Source organism: Cupriavidus necator (assembly GCF_040578825.1).
In the GTDB taxonomy this organism is placed as follows: domain Bacteria; phylum Pseudomonadota; class Gammaproteobacteria; order Burkholderiales; family Burkholderiaceae; genus Cupriavidus; species Cupriavidus necator_E.
In genome coordinates this window covers 60,345-75,255 of the sequence record NZ_JBEFLI010000003.1, presented here as the reverse complement: position 1 = coordinate 75,255, position 14,911 = coordinate 60,345, and the positions used below count along the sequence as shown (strand labels likewise).

20 protein-coding genes are annotated in these 14,911 nt (G+C 63.1%); 18 read left to right on the top strand and 2 right to left on the bottom strand.

The features are described from left to right. Positions 1-86 precede the first annotated feature (86 nt). The 14 genes from AB1I47_RS02920 (at position 87) to AB1I47_RS02855 (ending at position 9,332) form a co-directional block, all read left to right on the top strand. Entirely contained in the window at positions 87-1,430 is a 1,344-nt protein-coding gene (locus AB1I47_RS02920; RefSeq protein WP_354682277.1) for a tyrosine-type recombinase/integrase, read from the top strand. Between the two features lie 236 nt (positions 1,431-1,666). Then, positions 1,667-1,885, top strand: a complete 219-nt coding sequence (locus tag AB1I47_RS02915) for a helix-turn-helix transcriptional regulator (protein WP_354682276.1) — start codon at positions 1,667-1,669, stop codon at positions 1,883-1,885. A gap of 17 nt (positions 1,886-1,902) precedes the next feature. After that, entirely contained in the window at positions 1,903-2,187 is a 285-nt protein-coding gene (locus AB1I47_RS02910) for a hypothetical protein (RefSeq protein WP_354682275.1), read from the top strand. Continuing rightward, positions 2,184-4,502, top strand: a complete 2,319-nt coding sequence (locus AB1I47_RS02905) for a VapE domain-containing protein (RefSeq protein ID WP_354682274.1) — start codon at positions 2,184-2,186, stop codon at positions 4,500-4,502. The genes AB1I47_RS02910 and AB1I47_RS02905 overlap by 4 nt, the downstream gene beginning before the upstream one ends. 921 nt (positions 4,503-5,423) lie before the next feature. Next, positions 5,424-6,344 (top strand): hypothetical protein, encoded by a 921-nt coding sequence (locus tag AB1I47_RS02900; protein ID WP_354682273.1) that lies wholly within the window; start codon positions 5,424-5,426, stop codon positions 6,342-6,344. Positions 6,345-6,346: 2 nt separating this feature from the next. Continuing rightward, positions 6,347-6,700 carry a hypothetical protein gene (locus AB1I47_RS02895; protein ID WP_354682272.1) on the top strand — a complete coding sequence of 118 codons (354 nt, stop codon included), beginning with the start codon at positions 6,347-6,349 and terminating at the stop codon, positions 6,698-6,700. Positions 6,701-6,708: 8 nt separating this feature from the next. Continuing rightward, positions 6,709-6,885 carry a hypothetical protein gene (locus AB1I47_RS02890; protein ID WP_354682271.1) on the top strand — a complete coding sequence of 59 codons (177 nt, stop codon included), beginning with the start codon at positions 6,709-6,711 and terminating at the stop codon, positions 6,883-6,885. 2 nt (positions 6,886-6,887) lie between these two features. After that, the gene (locus tag AB1I47_RS02885; protein WP_354682270.1) at positions 6,888-7,088 is read left to right on the top strand and encodes a hypothetical protein; all 201 of its coding nucleotides are present in this window, start codon (positions 6,888-6,890) and stop codon (positions 7,086-7,088) included. 179 nt (positions 7,089-7,267) lie between these two features. Next, positions 7,268-7,489 (top strand): hypothetical protein, encoded by a 222-nt coding sequence (locus tag AB1I47_RS02880; protein ID WP_354682269.1) that lies wholly within the window; start codon positions 7,268-7,270, stop codon positions 7,487-7,489. 3 nt (positions 7,490-7,492) lie between these two features. Beyond that, the gene (locus AB1I47_RS02875; RefSeq protein WP_354682268.1) at positions 7,493-7,711 is read left to right on the top strand and encodes a hypothetical protein; all 219 of its coding nucleotides are present in this window, start codon (positions 7,493-7,495) and stop codon (positions 7,709-7,711) included. Continuing rightward, positions 7,708-7,887: a hypothetical protein gene (locus tag AB1I47_RS02870; RefSeq protein WP_354682267.1), complete on the top strand. Its 180-nt coding sequence runs from the start codon at positions 7,708-7,710 to the stop codon at positions 7,885-7,887. Before AB1I47_RS02875 ends, AB1I47_RS02870 begins: the two co-directional genes overlap by 4 nt. Then, positions 7,884-8,399 carry a type IV toxin-antitoxin system AbiEi family antitoxin domain-containing protein gene (locus tag AB1I47_RS02865; RefSeq protein WP_354682266.1) on the top strand — a complete coding sequence of 172 codons (516 nt, stop codon included), beginning with the start codon at positions 7,884-7,886 and terminating at the stop codon, positions 8,397-8,399. Before AB1I47_RS02870 ends, AB1I47_RS02865 begins: the two co-directional genes overlap by 4 nt. Beyond that, positions 8,389-8,628, top strand: a complete 240-nt coding sequence (locus AB1I47_RS02860; RefSeq protein ID WP_354682265.1) for a hypothetical protein — start codon at positions 8,389-8,391, stop codon at positions 8,626-8,628. The genes AB1I47_RS02865 and AB1I47_RS02860 overlap by 11 nt, the downstream gene beginning before the upstream one ends. 455 nt (positions 8,629-9,083) lie before the next feature. Next, positions 9,084-9,332 (top strand): hypothetical protein, encoded by a 249-nt coding sequence (locus AB1I47_RS02855; protein WP_354682264.1) that lies wholly within the window; start codon positions 9,084-9,086, stop codon positions 9,330-9,332. An 80-nt stretch (positions 9,333-9,412) separates the two neighbouring features. On the opposite strand, the gene AB1I47_RS02850 is transcribed toward AB1I47_RS02855, so the two are convergent. Beyond that, on the bottom strand, positions 9,413-9,760 hold the full coding sequence (locus AB1I47_RS02850) for a hypothetical protein (protein ID WP_354682263.1): 348 nt from the start codon (positions 9,758-9,760) through the stop codon (positions 9,413-9,415). Positions 9,761-9,828: 68 nt separating this feature from the next. Between AB1I47_RS02850 and AB1I47_RS02845 the strand changes: the two genes are divergently transcribed. Genes AB1I47_RS02845 through AB1I47_RS02835 form a run of 3 tightly spaced genes read left to right on the top strand, consistent with a single transcriptional unit; the run spans position 9,829 to position 11,950 of the window. Next, a complete protein-coding gene (locus AB1I47_RS02845; RefSeq protein ID WP_354682262.1) occupies positions 9,829-11,085 on the top strand; it encodes a tyrosine-type recombinase/integrase in 1,257 nt (418 codons plus the stop codon). Positions 11,086-11,145: 60 nt separating this feature from the next. Next, positions 11,146-11,421, top strand: a complete 276-nt coding sequence (locus tag AB1I47_RS02840) for a hypothetical protein (RefSeq protein WP_354682261.1) — start codon at positions 11,146-11,148, stop codon at positions 11,419-11,421. Positions 11,422-11,425: 4 nt separating this feature from the next. Continuing rightward, entirely contained in the window at positions 11,426-11,950 is a 525-nt protein-coding gene (locus AB1I47_RS02835) for a helix-turn-helix transcriptional regulator (protein WP_354682260.1), read from the top strand. Between the two features lie 13 nt (positions 11,951-11,963). Here AB1I47_RS02835 and AB1I47_RS02830 read toward each other — a convergent pair whose 3' ends face one another. Next, complete coding sequence (locus tag AB1I47_RS02830) at positions 11,964-12,347, bottom strand: helix-turn-helix transcriptional regulator (protein WP_354682259.1); 384 nt, start codon at positions 12,345-12,347, stop codon at positions 11,964-11,966. A 480-nt stretch (positions 12,348-12,827) separates the two neighbouring features. Here AB1I47_RS02830 and AB1I47_RS02825 point away from each other — a divergent pair, with 480 nt between their 5' ends. Beyond that, a complete protein-coding gene (locus AB1I47_RS02825; RefSeq protein ID WP_354682258.1) occupies positions 12,828-14,795 on the top strand; it encodes a relaxase/mobilization nuclease and DUF3363 domain-containing protein in 1,968 nt (655 codons plus the stop codon). Positions 14,796-14,911 lie beyond the last annotated feature (116 nt).

Genomic DNA, 14,911 nt, shown 5'->3' with positions numbered 1-14,911 from the left:
AATCGGAGGCGGTATGAAACGCCGCCCACTGTACCGTCAGACCCGCTGACGGTATCAAGCGGCAAACCAGACCCCTGGAGGCTGATTTGCTGACTGATCGAGAGCTTGCGAAACTGAAGGCGCAAGAAAAGCTATACAAGCTGGCTGACCGAGACGGCATGTACGCTGCCGTGCTGCCCACGGGCACGGTTTCATTCCGCTACGACTACCGTTTAAACGGGCGGCGCGAGACGCTGCATATTGGCCGGTACGATGCCGCGCTGGCGAGCAAGCCGGCACGCGAACCCGAGACGCTCGAATACGGCATGGACATGTCACTGCGCGAAGCGCGCACGCTGCTGGACCGCGCCAGGCGCGACGTGGAGCGGGGCGCATCGCCATCGCGCGCCAAGGTCGAGAAACGCACCGCAGCGGCAGAGGCGCTGACATTCGGCGGCTGGGCCGAAAGCTATTTCTCCCACAAGGCTGACCCAAAGAGCGGCGCCGAGCAGCTGGCGGAAAGCACCTTGGCGTTCCGGCGCTCCACCTATCGCCGCGTCATCGAACCCGAGCTGGGCAAGCTGCGCCTGGATGAGGTGACGCCGCAGCGGCTGAAACGGCTGTGCGACGACGCGAAAGAGAAGCGCGGGCCTGCTGTCGCTATCCACGTCCGCGAAGTGGTACAGGCTGTTTTCCGCCACGCGCAAGGCAGCGGACAGACGGCGATCAACCCGGCAGAGGCTATCAGGGCCAGCACCATCGCCACGTTTGAGCCGCGCGACCGCGCATTGTCGCCAGCCGAGATTCGCACATTCCTTACCGCGCTGGAGCAGGTGGCCACCACGCCAACGCTGCGCCTGGCGCTGAAATTCGTTTTGCTGACTGGCGTGCGGAAGGGCGAATTCATCGGCGCCACCTGGAACGAAGTAGATTTCGACGCCGAGCGGTGGACCATCCCCGCTGCGCGCATGAAGGCGGGAAAGGCCCACGTCATCCCGTTGAGCGAACAGGCGCTGGACATTCTGACGGCGTTTCGCGCTTGCTTCGGGTCTAGCCAGTACCTGCATCCAGGCCGATACGACAGCGAAACGCCCATCAGCAACGCCACGCTAAATCGCGTGATCGACGCAGCGGTGGAGCGTATTCGAAAGGACGATCCAGAATTCCAAACGTTCGGAGTGCACGACCTGCGGCGGACATTCTCCACCGGCCTGAACCGCGCGAAGTTTGATGAGCGATGGATTGAAATGTCGCTGGCGCACGTGCCACGCAACCGGATTGCGGCGATCTACAACGTGAACAAATACTTGTCGGAACGAAAGATCATGCTGCAGTGCTGGGCCGACATGATCGACGCCTGGATGCGTGGCGAGTCGGCGCGCGACCTGATCGCAGACGCTAAGCGGCGGGCGGCCGAAATCCATGAGGACGACCTAGACGACGACCTGTAGCTCACGCCCCCGCCCCTGACGCAAAACGCGCCCGCCTAGTGCGGGCGTTGTATTTCTGCAACCGCCGAAAGAATTTTAGAGTGTTTATTCTAAATCTCGATGACGGCGCGTGAAGTCTAGTGCCGCCGAATTATTAGAAATGATGCGCGGTTGATTTAAAAGAAATTACCTCGAATTTGACCACATAGCGCCAAGAGCTTTTAATTGGCTACATGCCGTATCACTCGGAGCCAATAATGCTCAACGCAAAAAAGCTAGGTCTTGAGGTATTCCTTCGCGAATCGCAATTGCTTGGCGAGCGGTTCGTTCCTTTCACGAAAGCCACGCTCTGGCGGAAGGTGCGGGACAAGAGTTTCCCGCAGCCGGTGAAGCTTTCCGTTGGCGTGACTGCCTGGAAGCTGAGCGACATTCAGGAATGGCAGCGCGCGCAGACGGAAGCCGCGAGTGCGAAATAAAAAAAGGACCGCACCGGATGGGACGATCCTTTAAGAAAAAAACCAAGCGCACAGCGAATTACATGCGGAACACCAAATCGCCGCGCAGTTACCGCCCGCTCTTTCGGCGCGTCTCGATGGCTCGTAATCTTGCGCAGATTCATGCCGCGCTGGCTGATCTTGTTCCGCGACTGCTGGGCCGTGGCCAGGCTCCCGAAGTGGTGACGCATGACCTGTCGCAGTTGGCCCATAAGAGCCTGGCTGACGCCGTGCTGCCGGTGGTCCATGAACGTGCGATAGCGCTGCGGGGGCGTGCTGCGTGAACAAACTTGATTTCGCGGCCATCAATGACGCGCTGAACCTTGCAGCCGTAGTGCCGCAGTGGCTGCCTGGCGGCGACAAGCGCGGCCACGAATACGTAGTGGCAAACCCCACGCGGAACGACCGGAACCCCGGCAGTTTCACCATCAACCTGGTGAAAGGCGTGTGGAAGGACTACGCCACCGGCGACGGCGGCGCGGACCTGGTGAGCCTGTACGCCTACCTTTTCCACGGCAATGACCAGGGCGCAGCTGCGCGCGAACTGGCCGGCAATCACGGCGTGCGGATCGGTGACACCGGAACACGCCAGCGCGCGCACGAAGCAAAGGTGCGCCGCATCGAGGAAGCGAAGCCGGAACCTGTTATGCCGGTGCCCGACAGCGCCACGCAGCCCACGTTCCACCATCCGCGCTGGGGCAAGCCGGCCATGCGCTGGGACTACCTGGACGCGGAAGGCCGCCTGCTGCTTTACGTGTGCCGGTTCGACCCGGAGGGCGAACGCAAGCAGGTGGTGCCCTATTCGTGGTGCAAGCATCCTGATGGCGCTGAACGCTGGACTTGGCGCGGTATCACCGGCCAGGCCAAGCGCCCGCTGTACGGGCTGGACCGCCTGGCAGCGATGCCGGACGCTGACGTGATCCTGGTGGAAGGCGAGAAGACCGCCGACGCTGGCCAGGCGCTGATGGGTGATGCCGCCGTGGTGGTCACCTGGATGGGCGGAGTGGAGACTGCAGACCGCGCCAGCCTGCGCCAGCTGAAGGGCCGCCGCGTGATCCTTTGGCCGGACTTCGACGCGCAGCGCGACCGCGAAACAGGCGAACTGCTGCAGCTGCATGAGCAGCCAGGCATGCGCGCCATGATGCACCACGCCCAGGCGCTGAAGAGTTGCGCGCGCGAAGTCATCATGGTGGGCTATATGCCAGACGAAGGGCCACACGGCTGGGACTTGGCGGATGCACTGGCTGAAGGCTGGGACCGCCGCCAGGTGCTGCAGCACATCAGGCAAAACGCTGGCGACCCTTGGCGCATTGCGAGCGGCAAGCCGCTGGCGGCCCTACCTGTCCCGGCAAACGATAACGCGCCGGCTGCGATGCCGATGGACGCCGCCGTGAACCCGTATGGCTTCCCGCACATGTCGGACAAAGGCCAGCCGCTGAACACGCGCGAGAATCTGGAATACGTGCTGGACGGCTACGGCATCACGGTGCGGTACAACGAGATCACGAAGAAGGTGGACGTTCGCATCCCCGGCTTCATTGCTGCGGCGGATACATTCGACAATGCCGCGCTGTCGGAGATTCTCAGCATCTGCGCACGCAATCGCATGCCGCAGTCGAACGTGCCAGGCTATATGTCCACTATCTCCGGTCAGAACCCACACAACCCGGTGCGTGACTGGATCATGTCCAATCCGTGGGATGGCGTGAGCCGCTTTGATGCGCTGGCGGCGACGATCGAGCCGGCGGAAGGCTACCCCGCTGAAATGCGCGACGCGCTGCTGCGGCGGTGGCTGATTTCGGCCGTGGCTGCTGCATTCAAACCTGATGGCTTCGAAGCGCACGGCGCGCTGGTGTTCACTGGTCCGCAGGGCACTGGCAAAACGCGCTGGTTTAAGCGCTTGGCCCCGGCCGATAGCAAGCTGGTGCTGGTGGGCGCAACGCTTGACCCTGCGAACAAGGATACGATCATCACGGCAGTGTCGCACTGGCTGGTGGAGCTGGGCGAGCTGGATGCGACGTTTCGCAAGGCGGATATCGCTCGCCTGAAATCGTTTATCACGCAGAGCGTGGACAAGGTGCGAAAGCCGTATGACAGGCTCGATTCCGAGATGCAACGGCGCACGGTGTTCTGCGCGTCAGTGAATGAGGCGAACTACCTGGTGGACGACACCGGAAACCGCCGCTGGTGGACGGTCGCCGTCAAGCGGATGGACTACCAGCACACCATCGACATGCAGCAGCTTTGGGCGGAAGTGCTGACGTGGTTCCAAGCAGGCGAACAGTGGCACTTGACGCCGGAAGAAAACGCGCGCCTGGGAGCGATCAACGAGGGGCACGAACAGAGCGACCCTATCGCGGAACTGATCTTGGCTGGATACGATCCGAAGGCGCCTGAGGTTAGCCACATGTCGGCGTCCGAAGTACTGCGCACCATCGGGTATAACCAGCCATCGAGCGGGCAGGCTGCCAAGGCAGGCAAGGCTTTAGCGAAGCTGGGATTCCGCAAATCCAAAAATGAAGGCCGCCAGGGGTTCTGGATGCCGCGACGCCGCAACGATGGCTGGCGCCGCGACGACGACGATGGACGACCCTTTTAGCCAGACAACCCGCCACACCGGCGGGTTTTTTATTGGCCGCTGGCTTCAACCTACCCCGTCCTACCCCGTCCGTAGCGTACCTACCCCGCCGCAAACCCTTGTCGCACAAGGCTTGGGATGGACGGGGTAGGACGGGGTAGCCAATACAAAGAAAAAAGACGACCGATTAGACAGACACAGATGCGGCGGCATCGGTCGTTGTCCTATATGCAAATGCCCACCCCGTCCTACCCCGTATGCGCCCAAATCGCCCGCAAACCCTTGCTGGATAAGGTTTTGCGGGCGGGGTAGGGAGTTTTGCATACCTACCCCGACCTGCCCAAACGCACCGCGCTGCACCGGCGTCCTGGATGACATGCGCCAGCTGTCTATCGCGCTGCTGAGAGAACGCCGGTTCGGGTCTACCGTGGCGTAATACTACGTAATACGTTGGATTCCTACTCGATCCGCCGCGCCCGCATGTGGGACGGTCAGCCGGCGTGGCGAACAGGCTAATGGAAGGCGCGGCCACGAGGCCGGCAGGCATGCCCGAGCGGCACAGACCTGGCGCCACGGGGGCTGGTGCGGCGTGATGGCAGACGATGAGGCGCGGGCTGAGAGTGTAGCATAAATGCAACACCAAATGTGACGCCGGGTCCTCCTGAGGCCCGTACGGCGTGCGGAGGCAAGGGCTCCGCAGTTGCCGATATCTGCCTGCCATTTTTTTTCACTTCCAGTTCCAGTTTTCAGCCAGGTTTCCGACTCCCACTGAGATCACTTCCGCTCCGAATTTCGTTAAGCGCCGCGACGCGCGGTGAAGGTGAGTTATCGGCAATGGGCAATTGAGCCAGGGCCTGTCACAGCACGAAGAACCCACAAGAGGAAACGAGTGCGAAGGTCATTCAAACTCCGGTCATGTTCTCCAATCGGACCAACGACCCAATGCACAAATTTGATCTTTCCGCCCTGCTGGCACGTGCCCGCACCGAACAAGCCGCCGTGCAGCACATCGGCTCCGGCATGGACATGCCGCACGCCGTCAGCGGCAGGGTTCCCGCCGCGAGCCAGTATTTTGACCTGCGCGAACTGTCGCTGCCGTCGCTGCTGAACGCAGACGGCATCGTGACCAGCGCACCGGCTGGCGAGCCTGCCGCGAAGACCACCAGCGTTTCCGCTGCCGTCATCCAACGCAGCCTGGTGGCGCAGGCCGGCGCCCACATCATCGTGGCTGCCGAGCGCCCCGCACCGTATACGAATGAACTGGCCCTGTACCGCGACGCTGGCGCCCTGGTGATCGTTGACCCGGCGACCTTCGGCACCGTGTCGGATGGCGCGAACGCGACCACCAGCGCGCTGCCGGTGAAGTCCGCCGCCATCAGCTGGCCGGACGCACCCAGCATCGCGTTCAGCACGATCATCACCCGCCGCCAGAGCAAGGACAGCGGCTATGACGTGGAAGCCGCCGTGGCGCATGCCATCGTCCTGGGCTTGGCTCGCGCCGCTGACAAGACGCTGCTGGCAGCCATCGTCAACGCCCTGGCTGCCGCGCCGACCTTCACGCTGGGCGCTGCCGCTGCGCGTGGAATCGAATTTGCCGAACTGAAATCGCTTGTTGGAACCGCCGCCACCGGCGCAGCTGTGGGCCAGGACGGCACCCTGCGTGCCGCTGGTGTGCTGGGCGAACTGACGCCGACCATTGCCGAAACCATCGTCGGATCGTTCGCCCGCGCTGGCGTGGCCATCCGCCCGGAAATCGCTGTGCATGCCAAGCGCACCAGCCTGGCCGGCAATCTGGAACTGAACGTGTTCGCCAACATGCTGCCGCTGGTGCCGGACGCTGGCGCATTCTGGAAGGCAGCCTAATCATGGCCGGCGCCTTGTTTGGACGCCTGGTGCGGCGGCCTGAACCGCTCACCACCGAACCGCCGGCCGATGTGCTGGCGGCCATCGACGCAGCCCATATCGTGCCGCGTTTCCGCGACGAGGAAGGGGCGCGCGCGTTCGTGATGCTGCCGGGGCGCCGTGGCTTCGTCCTCAATGAGGAACGCGCCCAGTCGGTAATCCTGAAGGTATTCCCCGACCTGAATGCAACCCAGGCCGAGCGCGCCGCGCAGTTCCTGATGAACCGTGCCCGCATCGCGCTGCGCGAGTCTGAGCAGGCCGCCGAGAGTGCCGAGCGCGGCGAGCGGTGGGCCGACTGGCGGCCCCTGGAAATCTAAGGACCACCATGCAAGCACAGAAGCAAGATCACCGCGTCACCTTCCTAGCTGACGCCAAGCTGGTGGAGGCCCTGAAGGCCGAGCAGCGCCGCGTCCAGCAGCAAACCGGACTGCGTGCCAGCCTGAGCGCGACAGCTGCCGCACTGATGCGGCGGGCGCTGGAACATCAACAAGTGAGCAACTGAACATGAAAGTCATCGACCCTACTGCAATCGAGCAACCGAACATGGAAATCATCGACCCCACTGAAATCGAGCAAATCACCCTCACGAAAGGCGTAGTGATCGAAGGCCTTTACCGCCGCCAAGCCACCACTCTGACAGTGCCCCGCACGTTGGCGCACGACCTGGTGCGCCGTGGCCTCGCCGTAGTTGTCACCGGAGGATGATCCGAAAAACTTTTTGGTCCCCGGCGCGGGGGAAGTAACCGCGACAGGTAGCCGCTTGCACCTGGGAATAAAGTAAAGCGGCGAGGTTTTCGGTCACCCTCGATGCTGAAAAACCGTTTTTTTTCGCCCTGGCAGACGGCCGGAAATAGTCTGCCACCCCTCATCTGAAACAAGACAACATGCACGGACAAGAATTCTCCACCACGGTACACCGCCTTATCGACGCGCTGCAGGTACAGCGCGGCATCCTGCGTAGCGCGCCCACTTTGCTGTCACCGGCCATCCAGCACGCTGCCACTGAACTGCGCCGCATCGCCAGCCAGCTTGAGATAACGGCCGTGGATTTGCTGCAGGCACAGCGCGACGAGGCGCACGGCCACAGGGCAAGGCTTGGGGGTTGAACCATGCTGAAAATGATTTTGCAGCTGTTCCGCGCCCGCCAGTCCAGCGAGGCCGCCGCGCCTGCCGCACCAACTGCCGCCGCACCGGCAGGAAAGCCGGCCGACAAGCCGCACAAGGACCGCCGCAAGCTGCGCCGTGCGAAGCGCCGTACTGCGCCTGGTGCCCGCAAGATCGACCCGAACGGGCCGTGGCTTGAACAAGCGCGCAAGGTCACGCAATGAAGGACGTTGACCTATTCTCGCTGATCGTGGCCGCTGAAAAACTGGCAGACAGCATCGCCACCGGCAACGCTATGACCGCAGACGACCGAAAGGTGGCGGAACGCCTGCGCGAAGTAATGAAGGCATGGAAGCCGTCCGCATGGCGGTTCCGCGACTACAAGGCGGGGCAGGCATGAGTGCCGTGCTGGACCTTGAAGTGGGCGACGCCGACCTAGCCGCCCTGGTGGGCGTATCGCCGCGCTGGGTCCGCGAATTCGCCAAGCGCGGCGCCCTGGAAAGAATCGGCCGCAACAAGTACCGCCTGGGCGATGCGCTTCCGGCGCTGGTGGCCGAACTGACCGGCGGCGACATTGGCGAGCAGATCAGCAAGGCCAGGCTGGCGAAGCTGACTGCAGACGCGGAGATGGCCCAGCTGGAACTGGTTAAAGCAAAGGCCCTGGTGGCACCTGTTGAGCAGATGCAGCGAGTAATGGAAAGTACGTTCGTAGAAGTCCGAACGAACATGCGCAACCTGCCCAGCCGCACCGTATCCATGCTGATCGGTGAAACGAATGAACGCCGTTTCAAGGACGTGATGCTGGCCGAGATTGACCTGGCGCTGGTGGGCCTGGCCGATACCTTGAGCAAACAGAATTTCGGTGAAGACGCCGACGACGACAACGAGGACGACCCCGAACATGCTGAATGAACGCCAACGCGCCGCGCTATGCGATGCCATGCACGCCGCCCAGTCTCGCCTGGCGGTGCCCGCAGAGACTGAAGAACAGCGCCAAGCCTGCCGTACAGAAATGCGCGAGCGCCTGGACGATGCCGTGCTTGCACTGCTGGACGCTGAACGCGCCGCCTGCCGAGCTGGCGACTCTGCCTTAGCTGATCGCATGGCCAAAGTGCGCTGGGCCGTCAAAGGGCTCGCATGAGGGGCCAGGCTTACCGCTACGAACAGGACGAGCCATGGACCGAAGCCGAGACCTGGGACGCATGCGTGGACTCGCTGCTGGGGCCGCGCGTGTCACCAGGTGATAGGGAGACGCGCCGACGCCATGCGCTGCGACTGGCTGCCGCCGCGCTGCTGGCAGCTGGTGAACAGCGGATGGCAAGAGACGTGGAGCGAAGAATTCCCGTGGAATCCTCGACGCAAGCCAGTCAAATGTGATAACGTTACATCGTTGCCGAAACAGCGGCAGCACGGGCTTGGCGGCCCGTCAAACTTACGGCGCATCTGAGCCGCTCCGCATTCATTGCGCGCGGCTTTTTTGTTCGCATCGCTTGGTCACGTCTGTGGTGGGCCGAGTGGGGAGGGCTTCGGCCCTGCCGGTTCGTAAGTCCCGGTCCGCCAACCTCGCTCTGGTCCACCCCCCACTTGGAACAAGCCATGCCGAATACCGCCGCACTCTCCCTGGTCGCTTCCTCGCAGGAATCCCTGGCCGCCGAGCCTACGTCAGCGCTGATCGCAGCTGAGCGTGCCGAGGAACTAGCCGCGTTGCTCAAACTCCTGAATTCCAGTTCCGTCCGTGGCATGCCGACGCACACCACGATTGATAGCCAGACCCTGGACAACATGCTGCGGCTCGCCGGCCGCCTGTCCCGCGAAGTTCTGGTGCTGCTTCACGGCGAAGATTGACTGCCGGCCGCAGAACGCCGGCCGCGTCAGGGCTGGCCCTGGACAGACAAAACGCCTACCAACCGGTGGGCGTTTTTGCTTCATGCAAGCTTGACGGTATCCGTGACGGTACTGCCGGAACGAATCGGCATGAAAGCCAATGTCCATGCGGGTTTCAGCCGCCAGTTGATTATTGAGTGGGAGTGAATTGACGTCCTTCGAGGACTATCGCCAGCTATCGAAAAACTGACGTAACGTATTGATTTAGGAATAAATACGTCGCAGCAGCTATCGGTAGCTATCGCCGGCCAGCGGAAAAGGTTGGCGGTAGAGCTGACGGTAAAAATCGAGGCCAGATTAAGACACTCTAGTTCACTATTCAGACTTTTACCGTCTTTGACGGTAAAAGCCTTCTCAGGAAAGCTTGTTTTATGCGGCTTTCCGGGCATCAGCAGGTCTCCAGGTCCTTGACGGTAAAGCCTGACGGTAAAGCCGTCAAAAGCCGGAGGAAACCTCGATGCTCACCGACGCTGCACTACGCAATCTCAAGCCTAAGTCCAAGATATATAAGGCTTCTGACCGGGACGGGATGTACGTGACGGTATCGCCCAGCGGTACTGTCACCTTCCGCTACGACTACCGCCTTAACGGACGCCGCGAGACGCTGACCCTCGGGCGCTACGGCCCTGGCGGCATCTCACTTGCGATGGCGCGCGAACTGCTCCTGGACGCGCGGAAGGCCGTTCTCGAGGGCGTATCGCCCGCGCTAGAAAAGCAACGCGAAAAGCGCCGGGTGGTCGCCATCAAAACCTTCGGCACGGCGATGGAGACGTGGCTGGCCAATGCACGATTGGCCGACAGCACGCGCGCCATGCGCAAGCACATCATCGACCGGGACATCCTGCCGGTCTTCCAGAACCGCCTGCTGACCGAGATCCAGGCCGAAGATCTGCGAGCCTTGTGCAACAAGGTCAAGGAACGCGGAGCGCCCGCCACCGCGGTCCAGATTCGGGACATCGTGAAGCAGGTCTATGTCTACGCCATCGCCCACGGTGAAAAGGTCGAAAATCCTGCGGACAGCGTGAGAGCGGCTTCGATCGCCACCTTCGTGCCAAAGGACCGCGCCTTGTCGCCATTGGAGATCCGGTTGATGGTGCAGCAGTTGGAATCGGTGGCGACCTATCCGACTATCAAGCTGGCGCTACGGCTGATTCTGCTGACGATGGTGCGCAAGAGCGAGCTGATTCAAGCCACCTGGGATGAGGTCGATTTCGAGAGCAAGACCTGGACGATTCCGAAGCAGCGGATGAAGGGGCGCAATCCGCATGTGGTCTATTTGTCGCGTCAGGCGCTCGACATCTTCGTGACGCTGCATGCCTGCGCGGCTGGCTCAAGATTCGTTTTTCCCTCTCGTTACGACGCCGAGCGGTGCATGTCCAATGCAACTTTGAATCGCGTCACGCAACTTGTGGCGGAGGCGGCAAAAACCAAGCGGCTACCGCTGGAACCCTTCACCGTTCATGACCTGCGCCGCACCGGCTCGACGCTGCTGAACGAAATCGGCTTCAACCGTGATTGGATCGAGAAGTGTCTGGCGCACGAGGAGGGGCGTTCCTCGCGCTCGGTCTACAACAAGGCCGAGTACGCCGAGCAGCGACGCCACATGCTGCAGGAGTGGGCGAACCTGGTCGACGCCTGGGGTAGCGGGCAGAACTATGTACCGACGTTGATGGCGGCGAACGTGATCGTGCCGACGTTGAGCGCAATGGCCTGAAAGGGTGGAAAGGTTGTCACTTGACAACCTTTCCTGTCGTCCGCATACTGGAGATCACTGATGGCCCGTCCCGCTCATCCGAAGAAAGAGGTCGAGGAGGCTCTCAGGCACGCCGAAGGGCAGGGCTGGCGCGTCGAAGTCGGCGGCAGCCACGCTTGGGGCCGGATTTATTGTCCGTATAACGATGAAGAGTGCCGCTGCGGCGAGTTCTGCATCACCAGCGTATGGAGCACGCCGAAGAACCCTGGCAACCACGCACGCGCTCTAAGGCGCGTCGTGGACCACTGCACCACGCATCGCAAGCAGCGCGAGGCCGAAGGCGGTGCCGAGGAGTAGCACGATGGAATACACCTTCACCCTGAAATACCAGCTTGCCGACGATGACCGCGACTCCGACGCGCTGGTCGAGCGCTTGGGCCAAGCCGGCTGCGACGACGCACTGGTCGGCATCGGGCAGCCGGGACGGCTGGCCTTGGAGTTCACCCGAGAGGCGGACAGTGCGGACGCGGCCGTGCGCAGCGCGTTGGCCGACGTGCGCCGCGCCATACCGTCGGCCATGTTGATCGAGGTGACGCCGGATCTGGTCGGCTTGACCGACGTAGCCGAGATCGTCGGCGTGTCGCGTCAGAACATGCGCAAGCTGATGCTGGCCCATCCGGGTAGCTTCCCGGCGCCGGTGCATGAGGGCAGTGCGTCGATCTGGCACCTAGCGGACGTGCTGGCCTGGTTGCAGGCCAAGGGCAGCTATTCGCTGACCAAAGACGTTCTGGAGGTCGCGCGGGTGGCCTTGCAGGTCAACGTGGCGAAAGAGGGCCGCCGGTTGCCGCGCTCGGCTTCCAAGGAACTGGAAACCCTAGTTGGATGAGGGGGGCGCGACCTCATTCCTTGCTCGAAGCCGCCCGTACAGGGCGGGTTTTGCGTAGGTGGACATCCGGCTTGGCGGCGCCGGCGCGAGGGGCCTGCTTGCGCTCCTCGATCCAAGCCTCCACCTCTGCAAGATCCCACACCACGCAGCGCGGCGTCAGGTTGAAGCGGCGTGGAAATTCGCCGCGGCGCTCCATTTCGTAGATCGTCGTTTCGGCCAAGGGAATGATCTGCCGCAGTTCCTGGCGGCGGATGGTGCGCCGGAAGGGAAGGGGGCTGCGCTTCGGAAACTGCGGCAGCGCCTCGTAGGCTTCCGTGCCCGGCAAGGGAACAGGCTGGTCGGCGCCGATGCCGGCCGCGTTGCATGCTTGCGGTAGCTGTTCCACCTCGGGCTCCATGAGTACGCTGCGTGGAGACATGGTGAAGTTCAGCAGCTATCGGGACAACCTGTTGTGGCGTAGAAGAGCAATTTCCATGTAGCCGAGGCCGTGATCGGTGTTTCACGTCAGTATTGGCGTGAACAGATACGTTTCAAGCAATCTTCTTTTGCCTGTCTCGCAGAGACGCGGCCCAGTCCTTCAAAGCCTGGATGTCCTGAAAGAGATCAGTGGGGGGCGGCGGCGTGGCATTCCTACCGCTGGATGGATCGTGTGCGTCAACAATGTCGCAGCACTTCTTGAATCCGGCGGCGAAAGCATCGCAGTCAGCCTCGTAGAGCGCACTGACCTTCTTCAGGAAAAGCCCGTCTGCACATGGGAGTGGCGCGGCACGCGCCAGGAGGCAGCAGCGTGCCGCGAAGGTGCGCAATGCCGCGCCGGCATGGGGGAAGCCGCGTGCCTCGCGCGCCGGACTGCGACGGCCTTGGATGGAGCTGCCCCATGAGTCGCCGCGACGACGACCGTTTTCGCGTCCGCCCTGGCGCGCCGAAGCAGCGCGGCGACGCCTTCATCAACCAGGTGCTGCGCCAGACCAGCAAGGCCGGGGCGAAGGCCGGCAAGGCGATGGCGAAAGCCGGCCGGCAGCCCGGCGCCCGGCTTGGGCGCGGGCACGTCGCCGCGCGCTTTGCTGGCCGGGGACTTAGAGCGAACGCCCGGCGCGTGACCATCAAGGCGCGGCTGGTGAATCTGGCGCAGGCTGGACCACGCTCGACCGCCGCGCACCTGCGCTACATCGAGCGCGAAGGCGTCGATCGCCAGGGTGGACCAGGCCGCGCCTACGGGCCGATGACCGATGCCGCCGACCTTGATGCGTTCAAGGAGCGCAGCGCCGACGACCGCCACCAGTTCCGCTTCATCGTCTCGTCCGAAGACGCCGAACAGCTCGACGACCTGCGCACCTACACCCGCCACTTGATGGCGCGCATGGAGGCCGACCTGGGCACGCGCCTGGAATGGGTGGCCGTCGATCACTGGAACACCGACAACCCGCACACCCACGTCGTCCTGCTCGGGAAGGATGATACCGGCAAAGACCTCATCATCGCCCGCGACTACATCGCCGAGGGAATGCGCCACCGAGCATCGGAACTGGCGACGCAGTGGCTGGGCCCGCGCACAGAACTGGAGATCCAGCGCGCCATGCAGCGCGAGGTGGAACAGGAGCGGTGGACGGGGCTGGACCGCAGCTTGCAGCGCGAGGCCGTGGACGGCCTGGTGCGGCCGGAGACGCTGGCCGAACCCCGGCTGCAGCGTCAGCGGCAAATGCTGATCGGCCGCCTGCAACGCTTGCAACGCATGGGCCTGGCGACCGAGCCGCAGCCCGGCACCTGGGCCGTCCATGCCGACGCCGAATCCACGCTGCGGGCGATGGGCGAGCGCGGCGACATCATCCGCACCATGCAGCGGGCCATGAGCGGTCAGCGGCGCGAGCTGGCCATGTTCCAGCCCGGCGAGGAGGTCCGTGTCGTCGGCCGCGTGGTTGGCAAAGGGCTGGCCGATGAGCTGTACGACAAGGGCTATCTGATTGTCGATGGCACGGACGGCAAGGCGCACTACGTCGCGCTGCCGTCGCGCGCCGAGCTGGAACAGTACCCGCCCGGCGCCGTGGTGGCGGTGAGGGGCGCGGCCGGCGTGCGGGCCGCCGACCGCACCATCACCGCGTTGGCCGTCGATGGTGTGTACCGCACCGATCATCACTTGGTCGTCGCGCAAGGTCAGGCCACGCCCGACCGAGATCCGCATGATGTGGTGGCCGTTCATGTGCGTCGGCTTGAAGCCCTGCGCCGTGCCGGAATCGTGGAGCGCGAAACAGAAGGTGTCTGGCACATACCCGGCGACTTGGCCGAACGGGGCCGCCAATACGACGCACAGCGCCTTGGCGGCGGCGTGGCGGTAGAACTGAAATCGTACCTACCCATCGAGCGGCAAGTCCGCATGATGGGCGCGACCTGGCTCGACCAGCAATTGATCGGCGGCGGCAAGGGACTGGGCAACCTTGGCTTTGGCGCAGACGTGAAGGTGGCACTAAGTCAGCGCGCCGATTTTCTGGTCGAGCAGGGACTGGCCGAGCATCGCGGGCAGCGTTTCGTTCTCGCGCGCAACTTGCTCTTGACGCTTCGTGGGCGCGAACTGGCGCAGGCCGCAAGGGATATCGCTGCCGAAACGGGACTGGAGCATCTGCCAGTGGCGGACGGACAACGTGTGGCCGGTATCTATCGGCGCAGCGTCATGCTCGCCAGCGGGCGTTATGCCGTGCTCGATGACGGCATGGGGTTTTTGCTGGTGCCATGGAAGCCGGTGATCGAACAGCGGTTAGGCCAGTGGATTGCGGCAACGGTGCGTGGCCGTAGCGTGTCTTGGCAGATCGGCCGGCAACGGGAGCCGTCACACGACAGCCACTTTTCTTGAGCCCGGTCTATACACATGGCCATTTGTATGTAAGAACGCTCCTGAACGGCGTATGCTCGGGACGCTTGCGCGTCGCCATCAAAGTGGGCGCCTGAGATACCACAAGTTTCGTGATA